23 protein-coding genes are annotated in these 25955 nt (G+C 63.1%); 5 read left to right on the top strand and 18 right to left on the bottom strand.

The genetic code is table 11. The annotated features are described in order from the left end of the window. Nucleotides 1–18: 18 nt before the first annotated feature. Nucleotides 19–903, bottom strand: a complete 885-nt coding sequence (locus U873_RS0122780) for a LysR family transcriptional regulator (protein WP_177330306.1) — start codon at nt 901–903, stop codon at nt 19–21. A gap of 109 nt (nt 904–1012) precedes the next feature. On the opposite strand from U873_RS0122780, the gene U873_RS0122775 reads away from it, so the two are divergent. From U873_RS0122775 to U873_RS0122760, 4 genes are all read left to right on the top strand, one after another. Continuing rightward, a complete protein-coding gene (locus U873_RS0122775; protein WP_025130437.1) occupies nt 1013–1345 on the top strand; it encodes a multidrug efflux SMR transporter in 333 nt (110 codons plus the stop codon). A gap of 118 nt (nt 1346–1463) precedes the next feature. Next, nucleotides 1464–2639, top strand: coding sequence for an FAD-binding oxidoreductase (locus tag U873_RS0122770; protein WP_025130436.1), 1176 nt, complete (start codon nt 1464–1466; stop codon nt 2637–2639). Further along, entirely contained in the window at nt 2636–3457 is an 822-nt protein-coding gene (locus tag U873_RS0122765; protein ID WP_025130435.1) for an aldo/keto reductase, read from the top strand. The genes U873_RS0122770 and U873_RS0122765 overlap by 4 nt, the downstream gene beginning before the upstream one ends. A 207-nt stretch (nt 3458–3664) precedes the next feature. Continuing rightward, on the top strand, nt 3665–4636 hold the full coding sequence (locus tag U873_RS0122760; RefSeq protein WP_025130434.1) for a hypothetical protein: 972 nt from the start codon (nt 3665–3667) through the stop codon (nt 4634–4636). Between the two features lie 50 nt (nt 4637–4686). Here U873_RS0122760 and hldE read toward each other — a convergent pair whose 3' ends face one another. From hldE to msbA, 4 genes are all read right to left on the bottom strand, one after another. Beyond that, a complete protein-coding gene (gene hldE / locus U873_RS0122755) occupies nt 4687–6120 on the bottom strand; it encodes a bifunctional D-glycero-beta-D-manno-heptose-7-phosphate kinase/D-glycero-beta-D-manno-heptose 1-phosphate adenylyltransferase HldE (protein WP_025130433.1) in 1434 nt (477 codons plus the stop codon). A 102-nt stretch (nt 6121–6222) separates the two neighbouring features. Beyond that, the gene (gene cysC / locus U873_RS0122750) at nt 6223–6834 is read right to left on the bottom strand and encodes an adenylyl-sulfate kinase (RefSeq protein ID WP_025130432.1); all 612 of its coding nucleotides are present in this window, start codon (nt 6832–6834) and stop codon (nt 6223–6225) included. Then, nucleotides 6827–7531, bottom strand: coding sequence for a sulfotransferase family 2 domain-containing protein (locus tag U873_RS0122745; RefSeq protein ID WP_025130431.1), 705 nt, complete (start codon nt 7529–7531; stop codon nt 6827–6829). Before U873_RS0122745 ends, cysC begins: the two co-directional genes overlap by 8 nt. A 190-nt stretch (nt 7532–7721) precedes the next feature. Next, nucleotides 7722–9527, bottom strand: a complete 1806-nt coding sequence (msbA, locus tag U873_RS0122740) for a lipid A export permease/ATP-binding protein MsbA (protein ID WP_025130430.1) — start codon at nt 9525–9527, stop codon at nt 7722–7724. Nucleotides 9528–9685: 158 nt separating this feature from the next. On the opposite strand from msbA, the gene U873_RS0122735 reads away from it, so the two are divergent. Beyond that, entirely contained in the window at nt 9686–11545 is a 1860-nt protein-coding gene (locus tag U873_RS0122735) for a bifunctional O-antigen ligase/aminoglycoside phosphotransferase family protein (RefSeq protein ID WP_025130429.1), read from the top strand. A gap of 90 nt (nt 11546–11635) precedes the next feature. Here the strand turns inward: U873_RS0122735 and U873_RS0122730 are convergent, their stop codons facing one another. The 13 genes from U873_RS0122730 to waaC form a co-directional block, all read right to left on the bottom strand. Further along, on the bottom strand, nt 11636–12520 hold the full coding sequence (locus tag U873_RS0122730) for a glycosyltransferase (protein WP_025130428.1): 885 nt from the start codon (nt 12518–12520) through the stop codon (nt 11636–11638). Further along, entirely contained in the window at nt 12520–13671 is a 1152-nt protein-coding gene (locus tag U873_RS0122725; RefSeq protein WP_025130427.1) for a glycosyltransferase family 4 protein, read from the bottom strand. Before U873_RS0122725 ends, U873_RS0122730 begins: the two co-directional genes overlap by 1 nt. Beyond that, the gene (locus U873_RS0122720; protein WP_025130426.1) at nt 13668–14552 is read right to left on the bottom strand and encodes a DUF6625 family protein; all 885 of its coding nucleotides are present in this window, start codon (nt 14550–14552) and stop codon (nt 13668–13670) included. Before U873_RS0122720 ends, U873_RS0122725 begins: the two co-directional genes overlap by 4 nt. A 54-nt stretch (nt 14553–14606) precedes the next feature. Then, nucleotides 14607–16019, bottom strand: a complete 1413-nt coding sequence (locus U873_RS0122715; RefSeq protein ID WP_025130425.1) for a PIG-L deacetylase family protein — start codon at nt 16017–16019, stop codon at nt 14607–14609. 8 nt (nt 16020–16027) lie between these two features. After that, entirely contained in the window at nt 16028–16924 is an 897-nt protein-coding gene (locus tag U873_RS0122710) for an antimicrobial resistance protein Mig-14 (RefSeq protein ID WP_025130424.1), read from the bottom strand. Further along, on the bottom strand, nt 16924–18054 hold the full coding sequence (locus U873_RS0122705) for a glycosyltransferase (RefSeq protein WP_025130423.1): 1131 nt from the start codon (nt 18052–18054) through the stop codon (nt 16924–16926). Before U873_RS0122705 ends, U873_RS0122710 begins: the two co-directional genes overlap by 1 nt. Next, nucleotides 18038–19795 (bottom strand): carbamoyltransferase, encoded by a 1758-nt coding sequence (locus U873_RS0122700; protein WP_025130422.1) that lies wholly within the window; start codon nt 19793–19795, stop codon nt 18038–18040. The genes U873_RS0122705 and U873_RS0122700 overlap by 17 nt, the downstream gene beginning before the upstream one ends. 234 nt (nt 19796–20029) lie before the next feature. Continuing rightward, nucleotides 20030–21484: a lipopolysaccharide kinase InaA family protein gene (locus U873_RS0122695; RefSeq protein ID WP_025130421.1), complete on the bottom strand. Its 1455-nt coding sequence runs from the start codon at nt 21482–21484 to the stop codon at nt 20030–20032. Beyond that, nucleotides 21484–22236, bottom strand: a complete 753-nt coding sequence (locus U873_RS0122690; RefSeq protein WP_025130420.1) for a lipopolysaccharide kinase InaA family protein — start codon at nt 22234–22236, stop codon at nt 21484–21486. Before U873_RS0122690 ends, U873_RS0122695 begins: the two co-directional genes overlap by 1 nt. Beyond that, nucleotides 22233–22967 carry a lipopolysaccharide kinase InaA family protein gene (locus U873_RS0122685; protein WP_025130419.1) on the bottom strand — a complete coding sequence of 245 codons (735 nt, stop codon included), beginning with the start codon at nt 22965–22967 and terminating at the stop codon, nt 22233–22235. Before U873_RS0122685 ends, U873_RS0122690 begins: the two co-directional genes overlap by 4 nt. Continuing rightward, nucleotides 22967–23773, bottom strand: a complete 807-nt coding sequence (gene rfaP / locus U873_RS0122680; RefSeq protein WP_025130418.1) for a lipopolysaccharide core heptose(I) kinase RfaP — start codon at nt 23771–23773, stop codon at nt 22967–22969. Before rfaP ends, U873_RS0122685 begins: the two co-directional genes overlap by 1 nt. Beyond that, nucleotides 23770–24894, bottom strand: a complete 1125-nt coding sequence (locus tag U873_RS0122675) for a glycosyltransferase family 4 protein (RefSeq protein WP_025130417.1) — start codon at nt 24892–24894, stop codon at nt 23770–23772. Before U873_RS0122675 ends, rfaP begins: the two co-directional genes overlap by 4 nt. Then, the gene (gene waaC / locus U873_RS0122670) at nt 24894–25955 is read right to left on the bottom strand and encodes a lipopolysaccharide heptosyltransferase I (protein WP_025130416.1); all 1062 of its coding nucleotides are present in this window, start codon (nt 25953–25955) and stop codon (nt 24894–24896) included. The genes U873_RS0122675 and waaC overlap by 1 nt, the downstream gene beginning before the upstream one ends.

Raw genomic sequence — 25955 nt, 5'->3', positions numbered from 1 at the left:
GCGGAGTTTATCGGTTTTTTAGCCGATCGCCTTCAAGTGCACCGCAAAACGTTCCGCCAGCCAGCGCGCCGCCAGCCCCAGTGGCTCATCACGTCGCCACACCAGCTCTACCACCAGCGCTGGCGGGGTCCATTCGCTAACCAGCTCCACCATCTGCTGCTGATAGGCCGGGTACTGCACCACATGCCGTGGCAGCCAGGCCCAGCCCAGGCCGCGCATCAACCATTCGGCCATGACGTAGAAGCTGTCGGCCCGCCAGACCTGGGGGCTGACCTGCTCGCCCCCGGGATAACCGCTCAGTTGCGGAGCGATCAGCAACTGGCGGTGCAGGGCCAGCAACTGACGGTTGACCCGCTTTTCGCTGGCCAGCGGATGGCCTACGCCGCACACAGTGACCATTTCAACGCTGCCCAGGGCCCGACGCTCCAGGGTTTCGGGCATCTGCTCATGGTGAAACAGCAACCCCAGGTCCGCCCGGCGCTCCACCAGCTTGCGCGCCACATCACCCTGGGCGCCGCTGGCCAGTTGCACTTCCAGGCTGGGAAATCGTTCCGCCAGGGCTTCCAGGCCATCGAGCACCGGCTGATAGGGCATCGCCTCGTCCTGGGCCAGGCGCAGGCGCGCCTCCTGGCCGCGCATCAGGGCCAGTGCCCGGCCGTTGAGTCGGTCGCACTGACGCAAGATCTCCCGCGCCTCCTGCAGCAATGCACTGCCCGCCTCGGTCAGTTTCGGCTGGCGACCACTGCTACGCTCGAACAGGCCCACCCCCAGGTCCTCCTCCAGCAACGCAATGGCACTGCTGATGGCCGACTGGGCCTTGCGTTGCTGGCGGGCTACCGCAGAAAACGAACGCAACTCGGCGACACTGACAAACAGCCGCAACTGCTCCAGGTTCCACTGCATGTTCATGAACCAACCTATCTTCAATTCAGATAGGTAATGACTTTACCCCATCTGAACAAGCTCTAGAATGCCGACCTCAGAAAGCAGTCCAAGACACGAGGAACCTCCCATGAACGCTTACTACTACCTGGCTATCGCCATCTGCGCGGAAGTGATTGCCACTGTTTCAATGAAAGCGGTCAAGGGCTTGAGCACTCCGCTGCCCCTGGCGCTGATCATCGTCGGCTACGGCGTGGCCTTCTGGATGCTGACCCTGGTGGTGCGCACGGTTCCAGTGGGTGTGGCCTACGCCGTGTGGGCCGGCATGGGCATTGTCATGGTCAGCATCGCCGCGCTGTTCCTGTACGGCCAGAAGCTGGATGTCCCGGCCATGCTCGGCATGGCCCTGATCGTCCTCGGCGTGGTGGTGATCCAGCTGTTCTCGAAAACCGCAGGCCATTGAAAGCCGCTGCAAGCGTTGAGCCGATAGCGGCAAGAGGACGCGATGACCGGTTGTTGCTTGCAGCTTGAGGCTTGAAGCTTGAAACTTGCGACTTCGATTTGTTCTCCGAGGTCCGTGCATGCCATCCGCTATTTCCACTGACGTGCTGATTGTCGGCGCCGGCGTCGCCGGGCTCTGGCTCAATGCCCGTCTGCGCCGCCAGGGTTTCTCCACTGTGCTGGTGGAAAGCGCCAGCCTCGGCGGCGGGCAGAGCGTGAAGTCCCAGGGGATCATCCACGGCGGCGCCAAGTACGCCCTGCATGGCGCCCTCACCGGTGCCTCGGAAGCCATCGCCGACATGCCTCGGCGCTGGCGCGAAGCGCTGGCAGGCACGGGCGAGCTGGACCTGTCCGGGGTGCGCCTGCTGTCTGAAGCCCACTACCTCTGGTCTCCCGGCACCCTGGCCGGCAACCTCACCAGCTTTTTCGCCAGCAAGGCCGTGCGTGGCCGGGTCGATCAGGTCAAGGGCGAGCAACTGCCCCCGGCCCTGCAGGACAAGCGCTTCAAGGGCAAGGTCTATCGCCTGGCGGAACTGGTGGTGGATGTGCCAAGCCTGATCGAGCGCCTGGCCGACCTGGGCGGTGACAGCCTGCTGGCCGGACAGCAGATCGAGCCGCTGCTGGAAAATGGCCAGTTGCTGGGATTGCGCGTCGATGGACGGGAAGTCCGCGCGCAACGCATCGTCCTCAGTGCCGGCGCCGGCAATGCCGCGCTGCTCGATACCCTGGGCCTGAGCCAGCCGGCCATGCAGCGGCGACCCTTGCACATGGTGCTGGTCAAGGGGCCGAGCCTGAAACCGCTGTACGCCCATTGCCTGGGCGGCGGGCCAAAGCCGCGGATCACCGTCACCACCCACCCCGCGGCTGATGGCCAATGGGTCTGGTACGTGGGCGGGGACATCGCCGAGGCCGAAGGCGTCGCCCGCGAGCCGGCGCAGCAGATCGCCGCAGCACAGAAGGAACTGGGCCAGTTGCTGCCCTGGATCGATCTGAGCAGCGCCCGATGGGCCACCTTGCGCGTCGACCGTGCCGAGCCCGCGCAATCGGGCCTGACGCGCCCGGACAACGCCTTCCTCGCCGAACAGGAGCGCCTGCTAGTGGGCTGGCCGACCAAACTGGCCCTGGCCCCGGACTTCGCCGACCGAGTGTTGAGCGCGCTGGAGCGCGATGGCGTCCGCCCGCTCCACGGTGACGCCCTGCCCTCCCTGCCCAAGCCGCCCCTGGGGCAACCGGCCTGGGAGCAACTGCTGCCATGAGCCAGCCAACCCTGCACGACCTGCATCGCCCGTTCGGCAGCACCGGCCTGATGGTTTCACCCCTGGGCCTGGGTACGGTCAAGCTGGGCCGCGACCAGGGGGTGAAATACCCCAACGGTTTCCAGATCCCGGACGACCAGGAAGCCCGCATGCTGCTCAAGTTGACCCGCGACCTGGGCATCAACCTGATCGACACGGCCCCCGCCTATGGCCGCAGCGAAGAACGCCTGGGGCCGCTGCTGCGGGGCCAGCGCCAGGAGTGGGTGATCGTCAGCAAGGTCGGAGAGGAGTTCAGCGACGGCGTCTCCCGCCACGATTTCAGCGCCGCACACACCCGGCGCTCCGTGGAGCGCAGCCTGCAACGCCTGGAAACCGACTTCATCGACCTGGTGCTGGTGCACTCCGACGGCAACGACCTGGCGATTCTCGAACAGTGCGAGGTCTACCAGACCCTGGCGCAGCTCAAGCAAGAAGGCAAGATCCGCGGCTTCGGCTTTTCCGGCAAGACCGTCGATGGCGGCTTGAAGGCTCTGGAGCAAGGCGATTGCGCCATGGTTACCTACAATCTGAACGAACAGGCGGAGCGGGCGGTCATTGACTATGCCGCTGCCCACCACAAGGGCATCCTGGTGAAAAAGGCCCTCGCCAGTGGCCATGCCTGCCTGAGCCCCGGCACCGACCCCGTGCGGGCCAGCTTCGAACTGCTGTTTGACCGGCCCGGTGTCGCCAGTGCTATTGTCGGGACCATCAATCCGTTGCACCTGGCCCATAACGTGGCAACCGTGGCACAGGTTATAGGGGCTGCTTCCGGTTGGTGACAGGCCGCGACGGCGGCCCTTCGGGTTGGGTGCCAAACGGCACGAGGCGGTGTTGCGGGATTTGCCAAGGGCACACCATTAGCGCCATCCCGCGCCTTGCCTCGCCCCGTTTGGCCCAGCAACGCGGCTCGTCAGCAAACAGGAACAGACCCTAAGCAACAACTGATGCCGCCGACGCGGCCGACCCCGACGCAAGAAGGAGCCGAGATGTCGCGACCGCTCATTAGAAAGAACCCCAGCAACTTCAAGACCCTGCCTCTGTTCGTCGAAGCGACTCCCGAAGGCCTCAGCTACCAGAGCGTGGGGATGCCGCTGAACTTCGCCCAGACCCTGCAGCGCAGGCGCGCCGTGACGGTGGCCGACAACCAGCGTTTCGCCCTGGAGCTGGCCAACCTCGGGGTCTCGGTGCGCCTGACCCTGCACTGGCAGAACCGCGACTACTGGGTGCTGGTGCGCCAACGGCGCCAGGACCGCGGCGATGTGGTGCTCAAGCTGATCTCCGGCTACGTGCCGGCCCACGAGCTGAACCTGCCGCTGCACACCGCCATCCAGGAAATCGCCGAGGAATGCCTGCTGGAAACCCCGGAAGGCTGGCTCGGCGGACGCTTCAACGACACCTGGCTGCCTGCGCCCTATGCCGGCGCCCTGCACTACCGAGAGGCCTTGCCCTTTCGCCTGACGCCGCTGTCCGGCGCCGCGCGCCCGGTTCGCTGCGCCAACCTGCAATTGCTCGAACGCCCCCAGGCCTACGTGCATTTGCCCACGGCCTCGCTGCAACTGATCTATGACCTGCGCCTGGATGTGCCCAAGGAAGCCAAGTCCCTGAGCCTGTTCCATGTCGACGAGCGCCTGGAGGGCGACCAGTTGGTGGCACGCCTGGACCGCAAGCGGCCTGACCTGTACCTGATGCCCCTGGACAACGGCCAGCCCTGTGCCGAGCTGTATACCTTGAAGAAGGATCAACTGCACCCGGCCAGCACCCGCGGCCTGTACCTGGCAGAAAGCTTCGCCCAGCAGGATGGCTGGGTGGTACGTGATGAAAGGATTCGCTGGAAGGACTGGCTGCGCGAACGTGGCCTGAGCGAGCCACCAAAGGATTCAAAGCTGTCGCGCCTGACCGGCAAGGCCCGGCAGATCCTGCACAAGATCGTGCCCGCCAAGGCCCGGCGCCAAGGCTGAGCCACAGGGATCGGCACCCGGGCGGATGCCGATCGCCATGGCCAGTACGGCTATTGAGCCGTGTCGGTCTTGCGGATCTTCTCGACGATGGCCGTGGTCGAGCTGTTCTCCACCAGGCCCAGCACCTTCACGGTGCCGCCATAGGCACTGACGATATCGGCGCCCACCACCTGATCGATGGCGTAGTCGCCGCCCTTGACCAGCACATCCGGGCGAACCTGGGACAGAAGGTTTTCCGGAGTGCCTTCAGGGAAACTGATCACCCAGTCCACCGCCCCCAATCCTGCGAGCACCGCCATGCGCCGATCCACACTGTTGATCGGACGCCCCGGGCCCTTGAGGCGGCTGACCGAAGCATCATCATTGATCGCCACGATCAGCCGGTCACCCTGGGCCCGCGCCTGTTCGAGGTAGGTCACGTGTCCGGCGTGGAGGATGTCGAAGCAGCCGTTGGTGAAGACGATCTTCTCGTTGTGCGCCCGGGCGTCATCGATGGCCAGCAACAACTGGTCGAGACTCAGCACACCGCGCTCGGAACCTTCCTCGCGCTGGATCGCCCGGCGCAGCTCGGGCGCACTGATGGCAGCCGTCCCCAGCTTGCCGACCACGATCCCGGCCGCCAGATTGGCCAGGCCCACCGCGTGCGGCAGCTCCTCGCCGGCGGCGATCGCCGCCGCCAGGGTGGAGATCACCGTATCCCCGGCGCCGGTGACGTCGAACACTTCACGGGCACGGGCCGGCAGGTGCAGGGCCGGGTGATCGGGACGCAGCAGGGTCATGCCATGCTCGCCACGGGTCACCAGCAAGGCGCCCAGTTCCAAGTCGTGCATGAGCTGGGCGCCCTTGCTCACCAGTTCGTGCTCATCGGCGCAGCCGCCGACGATGGTTTCGAACTCGCTGAGGTTCGGCGTGATCAGGCTCGCCCCACGGTAGATGGAGAAATCCTTGCCTTTAGGGTCCGCCAGCACCGGAATGCCACGGGCCCGCGCCGCCGCGATCAGCACCTGGTGATTGCGCAGGGCGCCTTTGCCGTAGTCGGACAGCACCAGCACCTTGATCCCGTCGAGCAGGGCATCGACCTCGGCCGCCAGGGCCAGGGCATCGGTGGCGAAGGGTTCTTCGAAATCAATGCGCAGCAGTTGCTGGTGACGGCTCATGACCCGCAGCTTGACGATGGTCGGCTGGTGCTTGATGCGCTGGAACAGGGCACGCACGCCCGCGCCTTGCAGGCTGTTGGCCAGGCTGTCAGCGGCCTCGTCATCGCCGGTCACTCCCACCAGGGACGCTGGCGCGCCGAGGGCGGCGATATTCAGGGCAACGTTGGCGGCACCACCCGGGCGGTCCTCGATCTGCTCGACCTTGACCACCGGCACCGGCGCCTCAGGGGAAATCCGTGAGGTACCACCATGCCAGTAACGGTCGAGCATGACATCGCCGACCACCAAGACAGGGGCTTGATCGAATCGCGGCATGGACAACTTCATGGAGCATCCCACATACAAAATGAACAGGGGCGCGATATTAACACAGGGTGGGCGCTGCCTAGTTCTATGCCTTGTGTGGTGCCGACGAAGATTGTTTGCGGCTTATTTACGCGGCAAAAGCTGCAGCAAGCGCTGGATCGCCTCCGGCAGCGCCACGCTCGCGGTATCGATCTCGCACTCGGCGTACAGCGGCGCCTCGTAAGGGCTATCGAGCCCGGTGAAGTCCTTGATCCGGCCCGCCATCGCCGCTTGATACAGCCCCTTGGGGTCACGCTGGGCACAGGTGTCGAACGGGGTGCTGATGTACACCTCGAGAAACTGTCCGGGATCGAACAGCGCCCGGGCGGCGTCGCGCTCACCACGAAAGGGCGAGATCGCCGAGACGATCACCAGCAACCCGGCATCCACCATCAACCGCGCCACCTCGGCCATGCGGCGGATATTTTCCTTGCGCGCCTCGGCGCCCATGCCCAGGTCGCGGCACAGCCCGCTGCGCACGTTGTCGCCATCCAGCACGAAGGTGTGCATCCCCAGTTCGTTGAGCCGCAACTCCAGCAGATTGGCCAGGGTCGACTTTCCCGCTCCCGACAGGCCGGTCAACCACAGGCAGCATGGCTGCTGATGCTTGAGCGCCGCCCGGGCATCGCTGGACAGCGAGAGCGTGTAGGGCCGGATCTGCGGCTGGTCTGCAGCTACCCAGGCAGGCTTATTCATAACCGAGCATCTCGTAGTCGCGTTGATAGACACGACGCACCTGGCGCCGGGTACGTACCGAACAGAAATTCCTGACGGGGGTGTCCTGGCGTTGCTGGGTGCTGTTGACGTGCGGCAGGCAGGCGCTGATTTGCAACTGCTCGCACAGCAGCTGGAAGTCCCGTCCCAGATGTTCCTGGTAACCCACGAAATCCAGGCACAGGCGCCCCAGGGAGTCGGTGAGAAAGTCACTCTGGGCGGCAAAGTGCATCTGTTTGTGGATGGTCTCCGCATGCAGCCAGCGACCGACGAAGTCATCGAAGTCCCGGTAATGCCTCACCAGTTCCTGGGCGGCCTGGTCCCGTCGCCCCAACGCATTGCCCCGCAGGAAGGTGTAAGCCGAATAGGCACGTTCCAGAGGATCGCGCACGAACGCGAACTTGAAACTGCTGGCAAAAGCCTGGGGAAACTGCTGTTCGTACCAGTACAGCGGCAGGTGCCCGGGCATCCAGCCGTCGAACAGGGCCGAGCAGATGCTGCTGCCGGCACACTTGGGTACATGGATGAACAGGCAGGAGCGACGGGCGAAGGCATCTGGAAAGCGCAGGTTTGCGGACATCGATTTGTTCACGACCTGGCGGTCCACCACCGACAGGCGCCCCAGCAGGAAATTGCGCTGGGTCTTGGGTAATAGCTTCCACACAAAGCGTTGCAGCATTCCGGCACTCGCACGAGAAGATTGGCCTTCTCGATCCATTCGACGATTCAGGCGGGAACCATAACAAGCGTGAAACGCAGAAATATTTAGCCTTGGTCAAGACTGTAAGGAGGGCGCTACAAATGATGGCAAGGAGCCTTGAACCCCTTGAGAGCTGCGGGGAGCGAGCCTGCTCGCTCCCCGTCGTGGATCAGGCGATCCCGCTCGGTGCGGGCTCATCCAGGCCCATGGCATGCAAGCGCGCGTAATAGCCGTTCTGCGCCAGCAACTGGGCATGGCTGCCACGCTCGACAATCCGTCCCTGATCCATGACCAGGATCATGTCGGCCTTCTCGATGGTCGACAGACGGTGAGCGATGACCAACGTGGTACGGCCTTTCATGACCTTGTCCAGGGCGGCCTGGATATGCCGCTCGGATTCGGTATCCAGGGCCGAAGTGGCCTCATCGAGAATCAACAGCGGCGCGTTCTTCAGCAAGGCCCTGGCAATCGCCAGGCGCTGGCGCTGGCCACCCGAAAGCAGCACGCCGTTCTCCCCCACTTGGGTATCGAGGCCTTCGGGCAACTGGCTGATGAAGTCCATGGCGTAGGCATCGGTCGCGGCTTTTTCGATGTCCGCCCGCGGCGCGCCAGCCAGATCGCCGTAAGCGATGTTGTTGGCCACGGTGTCACTGAACAAGGTGACATGCTGGGTAACCTGGGCAATATGCCGGCGCAGGTTGAGCAGGCGATAGTCTTCGACCTCGGTGCCGTCCAGGAGGATCTGGCCCTTGTCATGGTGATAGAAACGCGGAATCAGGTTGGCCAGGGTCGACTTGCCGCTGCCGGACCGGCCCACCAGGGCCACCATTTTTCCGGGCTCGACGCTGAAGCTGATGTCGTCGAGCACCTGGCGCTCGGTTCCCGGGTAGGTGAAGCTCAGGTTGCGCACTTCCAGGTGCCCACTGATGCTCGCATGTTCCACGGTGCCACGATCGATTTCCGGCTCGACGTCCAGTTGCTCGAAAATGCTTTCCGCACCGGCCACGCCCTTCTGGATGGTCGAACTGACTTCGGACAGTTGGCGGATCGGCTTGGGCAGCAGGCCGGCCATGGTGATGTAGGCCACCATCTCGCCCGCCGAAGCGTCGCCGCGCAGGTACAGGACCAGGAACATCAGCACCGCCATGGCGCTGTAGATCACCAACTGCAGTAGCGGGGTGTAGATGGCTCCGGTGCGGGTCATGCGCAATTGCTTGTCGGTGTTGCCCTGGCTGGCCGCGAGGAAACGCTGCTGCTCATAAGTCTCGCCACCGAAGCTGCGCACCACGCGATAGCCCTGGATGGTTTCCGAAGCCACGTGGGTCACATCGCCCATGGCGGCCTGGATCTTCTTGCTCTGCTTGCGGAATTTCTTGCTGGCGGTACGGACCATGATGGCGATCAGCGGCAGGATGGCGATCATCACCAGGGTCAGGCGCCAGTTCATCCACAGCAGCGAGCCGAACAGGAAGATCACCGTCATGCCTTCGCGAATCACCACCTTGATCGCATCCGTTGCCGCCCCCGTGACCATGGTCACGTTGAAGGTGATCCGCGAGATCAGGTGCCCGGAGTTGTGCTTGTCGAAGTAGCGGTTGGGCAGGGTCAGCAGGTTGTTGAACAACTGCACCCGCAGGTCGTGCACCAGCCCCAGGGAAACCTTGGCCAGGAAGTAGTTGCCCAGGTAGGAGCCCAGCCCCTGCCAGGCGGCGATCAGTACGATCAGCAGCGGCACCGCCTGCAGCAAGCGCATGTCTCGCAGGTAGGGAACCGTGGGGAACAGCGCCGCCTCGGGATTGGACAGACCGTCGACGAAATACTTGAGAATGTAGCCGAGCATGGGCTGGGTTGAGGCGAAGATCAGGAACCCGACGATGCTGATGAGGAACAGACCAATATATGGCCGCACATAGCCGAGCAGACGGAAGTAGATTTTCAAGCTCGAGGGGCTTGCGCTGGGACTGGAGTCGGTCATATCACGCGAATGTCGTCAAAAAGGAGGCTGACTTTAGCACAGCTTGCCTACGGCACCGAGAATCCCCGAACGGCTGATTATTGTTCAACGGACAAACGACAGGGCCCGACAATAGTCGTTATGATGGCCAGCTTAACTTCCGGGATGAACGTCTAAGCATGCAACTCAATGCTCTTCGCAATACGTCCAATCGAGTATTCGATTTCATTTGCCTGTGGATTCTGCCGATCGGCTATCTGCTCCTGCTGTGCGCGCTGTTCTTCCTTCCAGGGCGCAGTGGATTGCACAAGCTGTATTACGGGCTATTCAGTATCCCGACCTTGATTGCCCTGTGCATGCGTCCAAGTGAACTCAAGAACCTGTTGCGTGAACCGATTTTCATCGCCGTTCTGCTGTTTTGCAGTTGGGCCCTGATCAGCCTGGCCTGGAGCCCGCCAGTCGATAGCGTGGCCGGCGAGTTCAAAACACCTCTGCACCTGCTGATGCTCTTTGCCGGCTGCAGCCTCCTGGTCAACTACCGTAGGGAGATGTTGCAGCCACTGCTCTTCTGCGCGGCAACCGTGGCGCTCATTGCATCTGTTCTCAATCTGTATGCATTCAGCAAGGTATATACCCATGGAGCCCGCATGATTGGTGGCGGCGCCTTCGACAACCCACTGCTGAGCTCTCACCTATTCGGTTTTTACTTAGTCTATTGGCTATGGCTGAGCATGACCTGTCAGCGCATGCGCGTTCTTTTCCTGACCATTCCGGCCATGGGCATCATGTTTGCCACGGTCCTGGCTACCGGTTCACGAACACCATTGGTGGCCTTGACGCTAGCAGCCGCCTGGATCAGCTTCATCTGCTGGAATCGCCGCTCGATAATTTTAATCGCGGCAATGCTGATTTGCGGTACAACCGTGCTGTTTCTGTTCTCTCATATGCTGGGCGAACGTAACTCCTATCGCATCGAAATCTGGACCTTGATGCTTGGCTACATTGCAGAACATCCCTGGATTGGTCACGGCTACAACGCCGATCTGGTAGTGGACGCCGGCATTGGCTATCTGCTGGCGGAACCTCATAACTTCACGCTGGGCGTGCTGTACTACGTCGGTATCATAGGCTTGCTTCCCTGGCTGTTCATGCAAGCCTGGGGATTGTTCAAAAGCTGGCAACTGCGTAGCACCCCGCTGCTCATCCTGGCCTCGACCTGGCTCATATTCGGTATAGGCGCCGGCCTGACAGAAGGCGGCGGAATCCTTTCTCGTCCCAAGGAGCACTGGTTCCTGCTGTGGATCCCCCTGGCCCTGATTGCCGCCTTGTGCATCAGCCAGAGAGCCCGGCGCTCGCCTCCCCTGCCCCAGCAGGCGCTGACTCCGGCCGCCCTGGAGCAACTCACTGCCAACGCTCACGTCATCGAATCCGATGGCCTAGGGCCCAAGGTCCTGCGCCTGGAAGACGGCAGCTTCCTCAAACTGTTCCGTCCTCGGCGCTGGTATACCTCCGGGGGCTTCAACCCCTATTCCCAACGTTTCGCCGAGAACAGCGAACAACTGCGCGACCTGGGCATTGTCACGCCGACCACTCTGGCCTTGTACCGCCTCGCCGATGGCAGCAGCGCCGTGCGCTATCAGCCACTGCCGGGGCAGACCCTGCGCCAGAGCCTGCAGTCGGCGGCGTCAGCGCAGGAGCGCAGTGCACTGATTGAGCGTTTTGGCGCGTTCATGGCCAGCCTGCACCAACGCGGGGTGTATTTCCGCTCCCTGCACCTGGCCAATGTGCTGGTTCTGGAAAATGGAGAGTTCGGTCTGATCGACCTGGCCGACCTGCGGGTTTATCCGTCGGCGCTGCGAACCTCGTTGCGCCAGCGCAACCTGCGTCACATGCAACGCTATGCCGAAGACAGCCAATGGCTGTTCCAGGAGCATCTGCCGGCATTGCAGGCGGGCTACGCCCAGCAGACGTCCATGGTCCAGGCACTGGGGCTGCTCAAACCACTGATGCCCGCCAGCGCCGCCAAAGGCCTTCACTGACATCAAGACCCGACACACAACAAGACAGCCCCGAGGGGCTGTCTTGTTGTGTAGATCCGGATCGCCCCCGCTTCGAGGCTGGGCCTTGCCTCAGTCTTTTTCCAGAGGCGAGAAGCACAGGCGGGCCAGACCACGCCAGGTCTTCTTGTTCCAGGCCTTGAACGGAATCTGCGCCAGCAGCTCGCGGGCCAGCTTGCGATCACGATTGGAAACCTTGAGGAACATCGAGCTGAGGAACTTGTAGCGCACCTCGTCGTACAGCGGGTGATCGCTGAACAGGGCATAGGTCCGCAGGATGTTGTCGATCATGAAGCGGTGGTTCTTGTAGGAGTTGGTGGCGTGTTTGCGATAGCGCGCCATCACCACATTCAAGCCATCGATGAAATAACCCGCATGGGTGATCTTCAACTCGATCAGCAAGTCTTCCAGGCGGATGTTCGGGTCGAAACCACCGACCTTGTCCAGCGCCTCGCGGCGAATCATCAGGGTCGGTGCCGGCGGGTAAGGCTTGCGCTCAAGGAACATGTCGTCGAAGTCCAGGCGCCGAAACGGCACGTCCCGACGCTGGCGTTTCTCGGGAAACAGATTGCCTTCGCTGTCGATCAACTCGATATTGCCGGCACAGATCCCGACTTCGGGCTTGCCGTCCATATGGGCCACCTGAGTCGCGATGCGCTCGGGCAGCATGATGTCGTCGGAGCCGAAGGGCACGATCAGGCTGCCCTTGGCGCGCGCGATGGCGCCATTGAGGGTGTTGGTCAGGCCCTGGTTCTGCTGGACCCGAAAATCGAAACCATGCTGTTCCTGCAAGCGCCGGATACGCTCGACACTGTCGTCGCTGGAACCGTCATCGACCACCAGCAATTCGATGTTCGAATAGGTCTGGTTGAGCACGCTGAGGATGCTTTGCTCAATGTAGGGCGCGTGGTTGTAGGAAGCGATGATCACTGTCACCACAGGTTGCTGGTCCGTCATTACTGCCCCTTGCCCGCCTGACTCAATCCCGAGTCGATCAATTGCCGGTATTCCTCGCGGAACACCTCGATATCATGTTCGTTCTGCAGATAGCGATAAGCCTGCTCACCCTTGGCGGCCAGTGCCTCGTCGCTAAGCCCCAGGTAGTTGTCCAGGGCCGCTGCCAGGGCCGGCACATTGGCCGGCTCCACCGCCAGGCCGCCAGCCCCCTCGATCAGCGGCAACATCGCCGGCACATTCGAGGCAATCACCGGCAGGTGCCCGCTCATGCCTTCCAGCAATGCCAGGCCCAGGCCTTCGGCCAATGACGGCATGGTCCAGATATCGAAGGCCCGCACGTATTGCAGGGCGTTTTCCTTGAACCCCAGCAGGTGTGCCCGGCCCTGCAGCCCCAGGCGCTCGATCTCGGCACGCAGATTGGCCTCTTCACGCCCGGCACCGATGATCGCCAGTTGCGCCTCGGGGTATTTGTCCTTGAGCTGGGCAAAGGCCTGCAACAGGTAGGTCTGGCCTTTCACCGGCACCAGGCGACCCAGGGCGCCGATCAGGCGCACCGACGGATCCAGCCCCAGCAACTCCCGGGAACGCTCGCGGGAATGCTGCAGGGCCTCGGCCTGTTCGATATCGATGGCGTTGGTGATCGCCCAGGTATTCTGGTCGGTGAAGCCGCACTGGCAATCCAGCAGGTACTGCTTGACTGCCGGCGACACCCCGACAAAACGCCAGTGCCGGTCGATCAGGCGCTGGGTCTGGCGGCGACGGTACAGCCGATCGTACTCGCCGAACCCATGGGAGATGCCGATGCACAGCGGCACCTTCAACCAGCGGTTGAGGGTCAGCATCATGTTCACCGGCTTGAAGCGGTTGCAGATCACCACATCGAACTTTTCCTTGCGGCAGAACTGGTACAGCCGCCACATGGCCCGCAGGCGCATGCCCTTGAGGGACTTGTCGGAAAACTCGAAATACACCGAATGATCAGCCCGGCTCACCGGATCGGAAGGCCCAGGGCGCCCCCGCAGAAAGGCCGCGGTGACCTCGTAGCGTTCCGCCGGCAATGCCTTGACGATCTGCTCCGCCAGGTCTGCGAAGTCGTGGGACTTGACGTTGTAGTCCGGCTGCAATTGCAGGACCTTGAAGCGCTGGCTCATGACTCTCCCCGGTGAAAACCTGTGGCATCGATGACCCAGGACGATTCGCTGGCCAGGGCCTGGACCGCTTGCGGATCAGGGTCCGGCAGGGCCGCCCATTCATTGCGCTTCCAGCACACGAAGTGGAAATACGCAAAGGTGCGGTCGGCGTCGCGGTCATTGGTCAGGCGCCCATCCTTCCAGTACCAGCACGAGGGAAAATCCCGACTGCCATCATGCCACTTGATCACTCCACCCGGGGTACTGAACGCCTCGGTGAACTCACTGCGACGGCGTGCCGGATTGAACTTGCCCACCAGCTTGAACAGCGGCTCCGGGAAGTTCTTGCGCCAGAGGAAAATCCGGCTGAACGCCCCCTCATCCAGTGCGTGATGCTGCTTATCGGTAAAGCGTACCTGCCAGTTCTTGATCTGCCTGAACAGCTCCCGCTGGCGTGCATTGTTGCGTATCAGGCACAAGTGCCCGGCAACCCGCCGCTCGTGGGTGGAGAACAGGTCGTACTGTGCCAGGCGGTCATCCGTGAAATAGGCCCGCAGATCACCGTAGACCAGGTCGATATCGCCGAAGGCCCAGAAGTCGTAGCCCTCCAGCCGGTCAGCATGGATCAGCCCCATTGCCGGCCGGATGTCACAGATCTTGTAGGCCGCATCGGGGGCAAAGTCGATGTCCAGGCGCTGGGATACCAGGGCGCAGTAATCGGCAAAGCTCATGCTTTCATAAATGACGTTCGGCGGCAGGTTATCCGGGATCCCGCAGTCGCTGAAAAACAGCCAGTCGATATCCGGATTGCGCCGGCAGCTCTCGAGGAAGAACGGCAGCCAGAAAGGCCAGCGCCCGAAGTAGGGCATGAGAAACAAGATTCGCGGGCGAGGATTGATCACAAAGGACTCACTGTCGTGATTAGGGGCACAAAATGCCCCTATGGTTATGTCGGTTTATCGCTGTTGCAATAGCCAGAACAGCTCATGGCGCCTGACCGCCTTGCGAAAGAACTCATTCTCCCCCAGCGCCGAGGGCACCCTACCAGCCAGAAGCCGTTGTATCGACCTGCGCAGGCGGCGCTTGAACGGCATTCTCGGTTGCAAATCATGCATCATGCCCAAGGCCATGGCCTTGTCATATTGCTCGGCCGGGGAAAGCGCCAGGCACCAGGGGCGCAGGACCGCAGTCGAGGCAAATACCGGCGGCAATGCGATGCCCGCCCCCGAATCACCCATCGGCCAGCGATCATTGTCGTGCAGGTGATTGGCGTAACCGAGCACCGTGCTCGGCTGCCACTCCAGCCCTTGCAGGGCCTGCATCACCGCTGCCTGGGCACAGATATGGTCGGGGTGCGGGTCCAGTGACGGGTGTGGCAGCACGATCACCTGCGGACGCGCCTTGAGCAGCAGCGCACGCAGATCGGCCAGGAGGTTGTTCCAGGTCGGCAATCCATCCTGGTCGGCCGGCAGCGCAAACGGATTGAACTGGCGGAACAGGCGGATATCGCTCAGCTGGGCCTCGCGGGAGGCGATCGGCTGCTCTGGCGCAGCCTGCATCGCGGACAATTGCAGGCAGAAGTACCCCAGCTGCACGCACTGGGCTTGCGGGACGCCGGCCCAGTGCGGTACGGCAATACTGTCCCAGGCCCGCAGCCGGCCCTTGAGCCGCGATGCTTCGGCCGCCTCCAGGCCCATGGCCTGGTAATGCTCGGCCTCGATTTCCCCGGCGGTCAGGGTCACGATCCAGGTTTCATCGGCCTGGCTGTAAAGGCCGAATGCCGCCAGCTCGGCGTCGTCGGCATGGGGGGCGATCACCATCACCCGCTGGCGCCGATAATCCGGATCACACCAGGCCATCAACTGAGGCTGGATCCGGATCCGGCAGAAACGCCCGCGCAACTGCAGCTCGCCACGGCCCAGGGGGCCCGCCAAACCACTGAGATTGAGATAGCGCAGGCCGTTGACCCCGCGCTCGAATGCCTGGCGATCGGCGCTCGGGCCACCCAGCACCTCGATGGCCGGATCCAGGAAGCGCCCCAGCCATGAGCTCTTGACCTGCACCCCAAGCACCAGGGTCTCGTCCCCCGCCCATTGCGGCGCCGAATCCAGCAACAAGCGCCCCGCCTCCAGACGCACCGCCACCTGCTGCGCCTCGCTGCCGAAGTCGTAGTGGTAGTCATCCTTGGGCGAGTAGAACAGGTGATCGGCAAACCAGGCTTCATGGGCCAGCCAGCCGAGCACGGCCAGCAGGATCGGCAGCCACCAGGCCAGCAGCACGCCGGCCAGCAGCAACAGCACCAGCCCGATCAACAGGGCAATGCGCTTATTCCGGCGATGGCGCTTGAGCAATTGCTGCTTGCGACTCATGGGCTGACTCATACCTGGAAAACCGGCACAGGATTGCACCAACGGTCCTTGTATTCACGGTCGGCACGACCGAAGGAGAAACGCAGCGGCTTGTTCAAGGCCCGGGCCTGCTCCCAGGCACCCTGGGTGTTGAGAAAGCTCAGCACGCTACCCGGACTGAATTCACGGGTCTCAGGGTCGACCCCGCCATTGACGTATTCGACGCTGATCCACTCCGGCGCTTCAACCCGATAGATCAACTGCACGGCAATCGGTGCGTCATTGAGGAAAATCACCGAACCTATCAGCAGCTCGCGCAAGCGCTCCAGTACTTCGGCCATACGCTCGGCGCCGGTGGCGGCAAAGCCCCAGCGGCGCTGGAACAGGTCACAGTAGATAGCTGCCAGTTCCGCGCTGGTGAAATCTCCGACCCCACGCACCACACCGCCCGCCTCTTCCAGCAGGCGCAATTCACGACGCTGGTTGTAGCGAAACTTTTTCGACAGTTCTTCCGGCGTGCGGGCCATGGCCAACTGTTCGGCCTGTGGCTTGAGGGTGCCGAAACGGCCCTGGTTCAATGCCGAGAGATAACGCCCGCGATGGCGCAACGGCGCCTGGGCATCGGCGGCGGCCGGGAGGATCAACTCGGCATTGCCGATGTCGAACAAACCCTTCTTGCCGGCACGCTTGAGCACATCCTTGGACAGGGCCAAGTCCCGTCCCCAGGTGGCGATGGCGGCCTGCAACTGGCCATTGTGCTCCCAGGCCAGGTAGCGCACCGGGATCTGTGCCAGGTCCGCCAGTTGTTCGACCACCAGCGGATGGGTGGCCACACTGCCCCCGAAACGCTGCCAGGCATCGGCATAGGTCGAGGCGTCAATGACTGACCAGCCACGTTCGCGCCAGCCTTGAAATCGGTTGAGCATCAGCCCCTCGCGGTCAGGTCGATGACGTGCGGCAAACGCCAGAATACGTCGCGCACGGCGCGATCGGAAAAGCGCTCGCGCAGGCGATCAAGCATCAGTTCGGCACAGACCCGGCGCTGGTGATCGTCCATCGCGGCCAGGTGCTGCAGCCCCTGGGCCATATGCTCGACGTCGCCCAGGGGGAACAGGATGCCCACTCCCTCGACCACTTCCCGGGCACCGCCACAGGCGGTGGCCAGCAGCGGCACGCCAGCGGCCATGGCCTCCAGCAGCACCATGCCGAATGGCTCGTGATCGGAGCTCAGGGCGAACACATCGAAGGCGCGGAAATAGCGTCGGGCCTGGGCCACCTGCCCAAGGAACAACACGCGATCGGCAATCCCCAGTTCCCGGGCCAGGGATTTCAGGTCTTTTTCCAGGCGCCCGGTTCCAAGAATCGCCAGTTGGCTGTGTACCGGCAACTGTGGCACGGCCGCGGCGAAGCCACGCAGCAAGGTGGCCTGGTCCTTGTCCGGGTGCAGGCGCCCGACGTTGCCGACAATCCAGGCATCGGCGGACAGCCCCAACTCGCTGCGGGCCTGGGCAGCGCTCAGTTGCTCGGCCTGCAAGGCCTCCAGGTCGATGCGGTTGTACAGGGTCTGAATCCGCTGCGCCGGCCATTTCGGCAGGCAGGTGCGCATGTCGTCACGCACGGCATCGGACACCCCGAGCAGGCTCAGGCGCTTGCGGAACAGCTGGGCGAAGAGCTTGCGGCTGCCGCGCTTGTAATCGGAAAACGCATGATGGACACCGATCACCGGCAAGCCGGTGCCCAGCAAGGCGATGTAAATCGGCTTGAACCGGTGGGCGATGCAGAAGCTGAAATTGCGTGATGCGGCGATCTTGCGCAGGTCGCGGATGGCGCCCAGCTTCAGGCCACGAATGGCCTTGGAGCTGTACTCCATGAACAGCACTTCGTCGGACGCGCAACCGGCGGCGACATCGGCATCGGCGGCCCCGGTGAGAAACACCGTGGTCACCCGATAGCCGCTGCCCGCGAAGAGGCTGGCGTATTGCCGGGCGCAGTCCAGGAACGGCCCGTCATAGCCGTGGCAGAACTGCAGCACATGGCGCTCAGCCGAGCGTGTCATAAGGATCCACGCCGTCTTTGACCACCAGGATGTCTTCCATGATCAGGTACTGCAGATCGGAACCGTAGAACATGTTCAAGGCATCGGTAGGCGAGCAGATCATCGGCTCGCCACGACGGTTCAGCGAAGTATTCAGCGACACGCCGTTGCCGGTCAGGACTTCCAGGGCCTTCATCATGTCGTAGTAGCGCGGGTTGTACTCGCGCTTGAGCACCTGGGCCCGGGACGTACCGTCCTCGTGGACCACTTCCGGCACTCGGGTCTTCCACTCTTCAGCCACTTCGAAGGTGAAGGTCATGAAGGGCGCCGGGTGGTCGACCTTGATCATTTGCGGGCCGACGGTGTCGAGCATCGACGGGCAGAAAGGCCTCCAGCGCTCGCGGAACTTGATCTGCTCGTTGATCCGGTCGGCCACGCCTGCGGCGCTCGGGCAACCAATGATCGAACGACCGCCCAGGGCCCGCGGACCGAACTCCATGCGGCCCTGGAACCAGGCCACCGGGTTGCCGTCGACCATGATCTTGGCGATCCGCTCCGGGGTGTTGTCGATCTGGCGCCAGGCCGGCTTGTGCGGGTGACGGGCACAGGCGGCGATCACGTCTTCGTTGCTGTAGGACGGGCCGAGATAGACGTGCTCCATCTTCTCTACCGGCACACCGCGAGCGTGGGACACATAGGCCGCGGCACCGACTGCGGTACCCGCGTCACCGGAAGCCGGCTGCACGAACAGCTCCTTGACCTCGGGACGGGCGATGATCTTCTGGTTCAGCTTGACGTTCAGCGCACAGCCGCCGGCGAAGGCCAGCTTGCCGGTTTCCTTGAGGATGTCGCCCAGGTAGTGGTCGATCATCTGCAGGGCCAGCTTCTCGAACAAGGCCTGCATGCTCGCCGCGTAGTGGATGTAAGGCTCGTCGGCGATGTCGCCTTCGCGCTTGGGACCCAGCCACTCGATGAGTTTTGGCGAGAAGTAGAACCCCTTGCCTTTCTCTTTGTAGCGACGCAGGCCGATGACGTTGGCGTAGTCGGTGTTGATCACCAGCTCGCCGTTTTCAAAGCTGGCCAGGCGCGAGAAATCGTATTTGCTGGCATCGCCATACGGCGCCATGCCCATGACCTTGAACTCGCCGTCGAGCATCTCGAAGCCGAGGAACTCGGTGATCGCACCGTACAGGCCGCCCAGGGAGTCCGGGTCGAAGAATTCCTTGATCTTGTGGATCTTGCCGTTTTCGCCGTAGCCGAAGAAGGTGGTGGCGTACTCGCCCTTGCCGTCGATCCCGAGGATCGCGGTCTTCTCCTTGAAGCCCGAGCAGTGGTAGGCACTGGAGGCGTGGGCCAGGTGGTGCTCCACCGGCTCGATCTTGATCTTCTTCGGGTCAAAACCCAGTTGCTCCAGGCACCAGACGATCTTGTTGCGATAGCGCTTGTAGCGACGGTTGCCCATCAGGATCGCATCCAGGGCGCGATCCGGGGCGTACCAGTAGCGCTTGGCATAGTGCCAGCGCGCCTTGCCGAACAGGCTGATCGGGGCAAAGGGAATCGCCACCACGTCGACGTCGGACGGTTTGATCCCGGCCTGTTCCAGGCAGAACTTCGCCGACTCGTAGGGCATGCGGTTCTTTGCATGCTTGTCGCGCACGAAACGCTCTTCTTCAGCGGCGGCAACCAGTTTGCCGTCGATGTACAGGGCCGCTGAAGGATCATGGCTAAGGGCGCCGGACAGGCCAAGAATCGTCAATGCCACAGGGGTCTAGCCTCGTTTAGTCTGCATGCGGGCGCAGTGCGCCTTGAAAATGATGTGTGCTCGCAAGGGGCGAGAAACAACGAAAGGGCGGGATTATAACGTAAAAGCAGGGGCAAGCCTCTAGCGGCAAGCGGCAAGGGTCGGGGCCGCCGGTACAGGAGGCGCACCGGCCGGCCCTCGGTATGCCCCTGCGGGCCGTTTCAGCGGCTCAACCAGCGACGACAGGTCGCAGGCTCAAGCCTGGGAGGCGTGTGCCGTCTTCGGCAAGCGCTGGTCGATCACCTGGTACAAGGCACTGCTTTCGGGCCAGTTGCGCATGAAGCGCGCGCGGTCACGGGCGTACGCCGGCGCGAAACTGCCCAGGCTCGAATGCTGGCGCATGGCATCGAGGTCGATCAGGGACCAGCGGTCTTCCTGCCAGAACAGGTTGTGGCCCTTGAAGTCGCCATGGCTGATGCGTTCCTTGATCAGCTCCGCAAACAGCTGGTCCAGAGCCTGCAGCTCAGCCTCAGGCGCGTCGCCTTTGGCCACGAACGGCGCAAAGCGCTCGATGATGTCCGGCCCGGGCAGGTACTCGGTCACCAGGTAGGCACGCCGGCGCAACCAGAAAAAACGCTGCTCCAGCACCGCCAGAGGCCTGGGCGTGGCTATGCCCAGAAACGCCAGGCGATTGCCTTCACGCCAGGAGTGCCACGCCCGGCTTGGCCGCCAGAAGCGCTTGAGCCAATGGGCAAACCCCTTGATGTTGTAGCGCTTGATCACCAGGCTGCGCCCCGCCACCTCGACCCGGCCGACACTGGCTGCGCCACCGGTCTTGTACAAATGCCCCTGGTCCAGCAGGGCATCGGCCTGTTCGAGTACCGGCAACATTGCCGACGCCTCCTCACGACGAATCGCGCGTAAGGCAAACGGCCCCCGCTGCACGCAGAACAGCGTGCATTCGCGGCCGACCTTGGCGAGAAAATCCCGCAGGCGCCAGCCACGCACCTTGTTCACCTGCTTTTGCAGGGCTTCCAGGGGCAAGGCATGCTCGGCATTGCTCAACAGGTAATGCACCAGCAACTCTTCAGTGAAGGGCTCCAGGCTTTTGGGCAACTGGGCGAAGAACACCCCGAGGTTCTCCAGCACCTTGGGCCGCGACAGGGGCTGGCCCGCTGCTTCGACGCAGATGCCTGCACCATCGATCAAATACAGCTTGCCGTCATGGCGCAGCAAGTTGTCCAGGTGCAGGTCCTCCTGCCACAGGCCCTTGGCATGCAGCTCGGCGATCGCGCCCAGTGCCTCTGCCAGCACGGCGACCTGTTCATCCGCCAGCACCCGTAGTGTTTCCACTTGTTTCCAGGCGTCACCCAGGCTCTGCGCCCCCTCCAGGAACTCGAACAGCAGCCAGCCGCCCTCGCCTTCCTGCAAGCCATCAGCCAGCAGCAACGGCGTGGTCAGCCCCTGCTCCGCCAGCAACTTGACCCCCGCAAGCTCGCGCTGGAAATGCCGGGCCGCCTTGGGCCCCACCAGCAACTTGGCCAGCACCGGGCGCCCACGCCAGACTCCGGCGCCGACATAACGCTGGCCCGGCAATACCCGCAGCAGGGTCAACAACTGCAACTGCGCCGGGCCGGCAGCGTCTGCCAGGTCCAGACTCAGGGGCAGGGCCGGGCTGCGCCCGCTGTTCTTCAACTCGGACAAGCGCATCAGCGGGCCTCCTTGTGGCTGCTCCGTGCACTGAGGCGCGTACCCCAGGCATCCACCAGTGAACTGTCCAGCGGCTGATCCAGATAGGCCGCCAGCAGGCTGCGCACCTCATCGGGACGCCACACCGAGGCCCGGCGCAACAGAGGCTCAAGGTCCTTGACCCGATCACGCTGGCCGAACAGCAAAGGGCGGGTTTTCTCCAGGTCGATCAGTTGCGCCAGATAACCCTCGCCGCTGGCCTGCAGGAAAATATGCTTGGGATAGAAACAGCCATGCACCTGCCGCAGGCCGTGCAGTTGCCGGGCCAGCAGGCCGCAGGCCTTGAGCACCGCCTGGCGCTGCGCCTCGTCGAGCTGTTCCCAGCGCAGCAACAGAGCGTCCAGATCGTCCCAGCCATCCAGCGCTCGCGTCAAAAGAATCGCCCGGGACTCTCCGGCCACCTTGCGCATCCCGAAGAACACCGCCTGCAACGCCGGAATGCCCATCTGCTGATAGCGGCGGATATTGCGGAATTCGCGAGCGAAACTCGGCTCGCCAAAAGGCCGGTGCAGGGTCCGGGTCAGGTAGTTGCTCTGGCGCTTGAGATAGAACCCCTGCCCTTCCAGATCCAGGCGAAAGACCGTGCTGTAGCCACCGCGGCTGGTATTGGGTTCGTCCACCGCATGCAGCTTCGCCGCCCACAACTGGTCAAAAGTGCCAAGGCCGTGGCGCTCCAGCAGCGCTCGTTCCTCGGACGCCAGGAAATCAGTCATTCGCGCCCCTCGAAAAATCTCACCACGTGACGAATACGCTCCTTGTCGGCAGCGCTCAGACGGTCACGCTGGCGGTATTGCAGATAGAAGCGCAGGCGCTGAGTCGCCGACAGATGATACTTGGCCACCTTGTCCAGGCAGGCCAGGTCCTTGGTGATCCGGTATTTGAGCCAGAATCCACGCCAGAAATCACCGTTCGGGCAGTCAATCAGGTACAGCCGGTCCTGATCGTCGACCAGCAGGTTGCGCCACTTCAAATCGTTATGGGTAAAACGATGGTCGTGCATGATGCGGGTGTAGCTGGCCAACTGCCGGCTGACCCCATCGACCCAGCGCCGGTCCTTGAGCTTCGGATCGTCGCGCTCGGCCAGCACCGACAAGTCTTCGGTGCGCGGCAGTTCGCGGGTAATCATCGCCCCACGGGAGTAGGCCAGGCCACGCCGCTCCAGGCCCCAGGCCACCACATCGGCGGTGGGGATGCCCCATTTGGCGAAGCGCTTGAGGTTCTGCCACTCGAACTTGACCCGAGGCTTGCCCAGGTAGCGCCGCAGGTTCTTGCCGGCGCCGGTGTAGCGCTTGACGTAGTAGTTGACCCCATCACGCTCGACGCGAACCACCTCGGACAACGGATCACGGGTCAGGCGCTCGCCCTCAAGTTCAAACACCGCTTGCAGACTGCCAAAATCGTGCGCCAATGCCTGATAAGCAGGATCCAGGTTCCAGCTCGCCATCAGAGCGCGTCTCCGTACCGTTGTTTACGTGCGTAGAGCTTTTCCGCCTTGCCTTCCAGCCAGGACAGCAGCGCAGCCTCTTCGGCCAGGATCTGGCGCAACGGTTGCTGGAAGTAGCCCTTGAGAAAACGCAGCTTGTCGCGACGCGTCAGGCCTATGTCCAGGGCCGAGAAATACAGCGCGGCCAGATCCTTGTTGCGCCAGCGCTGGGTGATCTTCGGCCGGGTCTGGGCCCGATGCAGGTCGATCACCGAGAGCTTGAGCCCCGCAGGGGTGATCGGCCGGTCGGTGTGCAGCAGGAAGTGGCAGATGTAGCAGTCGCGATGGTTGACCCCGGCGCGGTGCATCATCCCGGTCATGCGGGCCACTTCGGCAATCAGCGCTCGCTTGAGCGCAGGCAGCGGCGGTTGCTTGACCCAGTCGATGCTGAAGTCTTCAAGGCTGACGGTAGGAGCCAGCTCCTCGGTGACGATGAACGAGTGCTGGTCTGCCGGATTGGCGCCGCGCTCGCCGTAGGCCACTGCAGTCATGGTCGGCACACCGACTTGATGCAGGCGCTCGAGGGCCTGCCACTCCTGGCCGGCGCCGAGCACCGGCAGTTTGGCGGTGATCAGGTTCTTGACGATCTCGCCCCAGCCGATACCGCGGTGGATCTTGACAAAATAACCGCGGCCGTCGACTTCCGTACGCAAGGTACGGCGCGCTTCCAGCTCGCGGTAGACCTGGCCCTTGAGCCCCTCGACTTCGGCGAACGCATCGCGTCCGGCCCAGAGGGTCTTGAAGGGTTCGGCAAGCATCAACTTCATCGGTGTTGCTCCGCCAGAATCACATCCGCAGCGTGCTGCGGCATGCTATAGAGGTCGGCCGTCTCGGCGAACGCCAGGCCATTACGGCTCCAGGTCGCGCGTGCAGCGTCGTCGGTCAACATGGTGGTGAGGTATTGATTGAGCTGCGACTGTTCCAGCGGCTCATCCAGGACCAGGCCGCTCTGCGCCTCGGCAATGTAATGGGCATAACCGCAGACCGCGCTGACCAGCACCGGCAGCCCGGCCACCAGGGCCTCCAGCAATACGGTGCCGGTGTTTTCGTTGTAGGCCGGGTGAATCAGCAGGTCGGCCCCCAGCAGGAACCGCGGAATATCACTGCGGCCCTTCATGAACTGCACCTGGTCGCTCAGGCCCAGCGCAGCGCTCTGTACCTGGAATACCTTGGGGTCGTCCTGGCCGATTACAAATAGCCGGGTGCGCTTCTTCAACGCTGACGGCAGTGCCGCCAGGGCCTTGAGGCTGCGATCCACGCCCTTGGTCTTGAACCCGGAACCGATCTGCACCAGCAACAGGTCATCATCCTTGAGCTTGAACTCACGGCGGAAATCCGCCCGGATCTCGGCGGCGTTGGCCGGTGCCCGACGGTCCTGGGCGATCCCCGGCGGCAGCAGGTGGAAGCGTTCCAGCGGGGTGTCGTAATGCTTGATGAACAGTGGCTGCTGGACCTCGGAGATCATCAGGATCTCGGTCTTGGCGTCCTTGGCGAACACCGCCCGCTCGTACTCGGCAAAGTGCCGGTAGCGGCCCCAGCGACGGTACAGCGAGTGCCGCAGGTTCTGCGCCTTGTCCTCGAAACAGCCATCGGCGGCGTAGTACACGTCCAGCCCCGGCATCTTGTTGAAGCCCACCAGCCGGTCCACCGGACGCTTGGCCAGGTCGGCCTCCATCCAGGCGCTGAGCTTTTCATTGCGGCGATGGTTGAACAGCGCCTTGACCGGCGCCACCAGCACTTCGAAACCCGGAGGGACATCGCCCTCCCAGATCAGGGTGTAGACACGGATCTGATGGCCGCGGCTCTGGCACTCCAGGGCAATGCGCATGAAGTCACGCTGCAGGCCACCGAAGGGGAAATACTTATAAAGGACAAAAGCCAATTGCATCAGCGCGGCTCCTCAGCCAGTAACAAGGCGCTCAGTCGGCTGGCGACACGCTCGGGGTTCAAGCGCGTGAAGCACAGCGGCCACTCACGCTTGAGGTCATGACGCTGCTGGTCCACAGCGGTGGGCTGGTAGGTGCACTTCTTCTGCAGGCAGGGCGCACAGGGGAAGTTGCTCCCCAGGTGGATCTGCACCTTGCCGTAGGCACCGGTCAGCCCCGGATTGGTCGGCCCAAACAGTGAGATGGTCGGCACATCCAGGGCCGCGGCAAGGTGCCCAAGCCCGGTGTCCACGGCCACACAGGCCTGGGCATCGGCCAGTACCCGGGCGACCCCGGCCAGGTTCAGCCTGGGCAGGACCGTGGCGTTTTTCAGGCCGCTGGCGATGCGCTCGGCACGGGCCTTTTCCGCAGGATTGCCCCAGGGCAGCTTGACCTCGACCCCGAGCATGCCCATGCGCTCGGTCAACTCGCGCCAATAGGCTTCAGGCCAGTGCTTGGTGTCCCAGGTGGTGCCGTGCAAGAACAGCACAAAGGGATTCTTGCGCGGCAGTTCCACCAGCTTGTCGACATTCAGCCCGTAATCGCCCAGGCCCTGGGGCAGGTCGTAGCCCAAGGCCACGGCAAACAGCTGGCGTACCCGCTCCACAGCGTGCTGCCCACGGGCCACTGCCAGGCGCCGGGAATAGAAGCGCGAAGCCAGGGGCTCGCGCGCCGAGTCCTTGTCCAGGCCCGCCACCGGGGCACGGACATAACGGGTCAGCCAGGCACTCTTCAGCAGGCCCTGGGCGTCAATCACCAGATCGTATTTGGTCGAACGCACGCTCTGCTTGAAACGCCGCCATTCACCGCTCTTGATGGTCTGCCAGATGTTCTTGCGCCAGCGGCGGATCGCCACTGGAATCACCTTGCCCACTGCCGGGTGCCAGCTGGGAATCTCGGCAAAGCCTTCTTCCACCACCCAGTCGAACTTGATCCCCGGAATCGCTCGCGCGGCGTCGGTCAGCGCTGGCAGCGCGTGAATCACATCCCCCAGGGAAGAGGTCTTGATCAACAGTACCCGCAA

It is taken from the genome of Pseudomonas sp. PH1b, from assembly GCF_000633395.1.
Classification (GTDB): Bacteria; Pseudomonadota; Gammaproteobacteria; order Pseudomonadales; family Pseudomonadaceae; genus Aquipseudomonas.
The sequence above is the reverse complement of the archived record's forward strand: the minus strand, read 5'-3'. Positions and strand labels throughout refer to the sequence as shown.

Bases quoted from the DNA above. Each gene is read 5' to 3' on its own strand.
- msbA (WP_025130430.1), bottom strand. From the start codon at position 9,527: ATGACCGACTCCAGTCCCAGCGCAAGCCCCTCGAGCTTGAAAATCTAC.
- U873_RS0122705 (WP_025130423.1), bottom strand. From the start codon at position 18,054: ATGACACGCTCGGCTGAGCGCCATGTGCTGCAGTTCTGCCACGGCTAT.
- U873_RS0122765 (WP_025130435.1), top strand. From the start codon at position 2,636: ATGAGCCAGCCAACCCTGCACGACCTGCATCGCCCGTTCGGCAGCACC.
- U873_RS0122690 (WP_025130420.1), bottom strand. From the start codon at position 22,236: ATGACTGATTTCCTGGCGTCCGAGGAACGAGCGCTGCTGGAGCGCCAC.
- U873_RS0122745 (WP_025130431.1), bottom strand. From the start codon at position 7,531: ATGCTGCAACGCTTTGTGTGGAAGCTATTACCCAAGACCCAGCGCAAT.
- U873_RS0122725 (WP_025130427.1), bottom strand. From the start codon at position 13,671: ATGAGCCAGCGCTTCAAGGTCCTGCAATTGCAGCCGGACTACAACGTC.
- cysC (WP_025130432.1), bottom strand. From the start codon at position 6,834: ATGAATAAGCCTGCCTGGGTAGCTGCAGACCAGCCGCAGATCCGGCCC.
- hldE (WP_025130433.1), bottom strand. From the start codon at position 6,120: ATGAAGTTGTCCATGCCGCGATTCGATCAAGCCCCTGTCTTGGTGGTC.
- U873_RS0122695 (WP_025130421.1), bottom strand. From the start codon at position 21,484: ATGCGCTTGTCCGAGTTGAAGAACAGCGGGCGCAGCCCGGCCCTGCCC.
- U873_RS0122770 (WP_025130436.1), top strand. From the start codon at position 1,464: ATGCCATCCGCTATTTCCACTGACGTGCTGATTGTCGGCGCCGGCGTC.
- U873_RS0122685 (WP_025130419.1), bottom strand. From the start codon at position 22,967: ATGGCGAGCTGGAACCTGGATCCTGCTTATCAGGCATTGGCGCACGAT.
- U873_RS0122760 (WP_025130434.1), top strand. From the start codon at position 3,665: ATGTCGCGACCGCTCATTAGAAAGAACCCCAGCAACTTCAAGACCCTG.
- U873_RS0122735 (WP_025130429.1), top strand. From the start codon at position 9,686: ATGCAACTCAATGCTCTTCGCAATACGTCCAATCGAGTATTCGATTTC.
- U873_RS0122710 (WP_025130424.1), bottom strand. From the start codon at position 16,924: ATGCTCAACCGATTTCAAGGCTGGCGCGAACGTGGCTGGTCAGTCATT.
- U873_RS0122730 (WP_025130428.1), bottom strand. From the start codon at position 12,520: ATGACGGACCAGCAACCTGTGGTGACAGTGATCATCGCTTCCTACAAC.
- U873_RS0122780 (WP_177330306.1), bottom strand. From the start codon at position 903: ATGCAGTGGAACCTGGAGCAGTTGCGGCTGTTTGTCAGTGTCGCCGAG.
- U873_RS0122775 (WP_025130437.1), top strand. From the start codon at position 1,013: ATGAACGCTTACTACTACCTGGCTATCGCCATCTGCGCGGAAGTGATT.
- rfaP (WP_025130418.1), bottom strand. From the start codon at position 23,773: ATGAAGTTGATGCTTGCCGAACCCTTCAAGACCCTCTGGGCCGGACGC.
- U873_RS0122715 (WP_025130425.1), bottom strand. From the start codon at position 16,019: ATGAGTCGCAAGCAGCAATTGCTCAAGCGCCATCGCCGGAATAAGCGC.
- U873_RS0122675 (WP_025130417.1), bottom strand. From the start codon at position 24,894: ATGCAATTGGCTTTTGTCCTTTATAAGTATTTCCCCTTCGGTGGCCTG.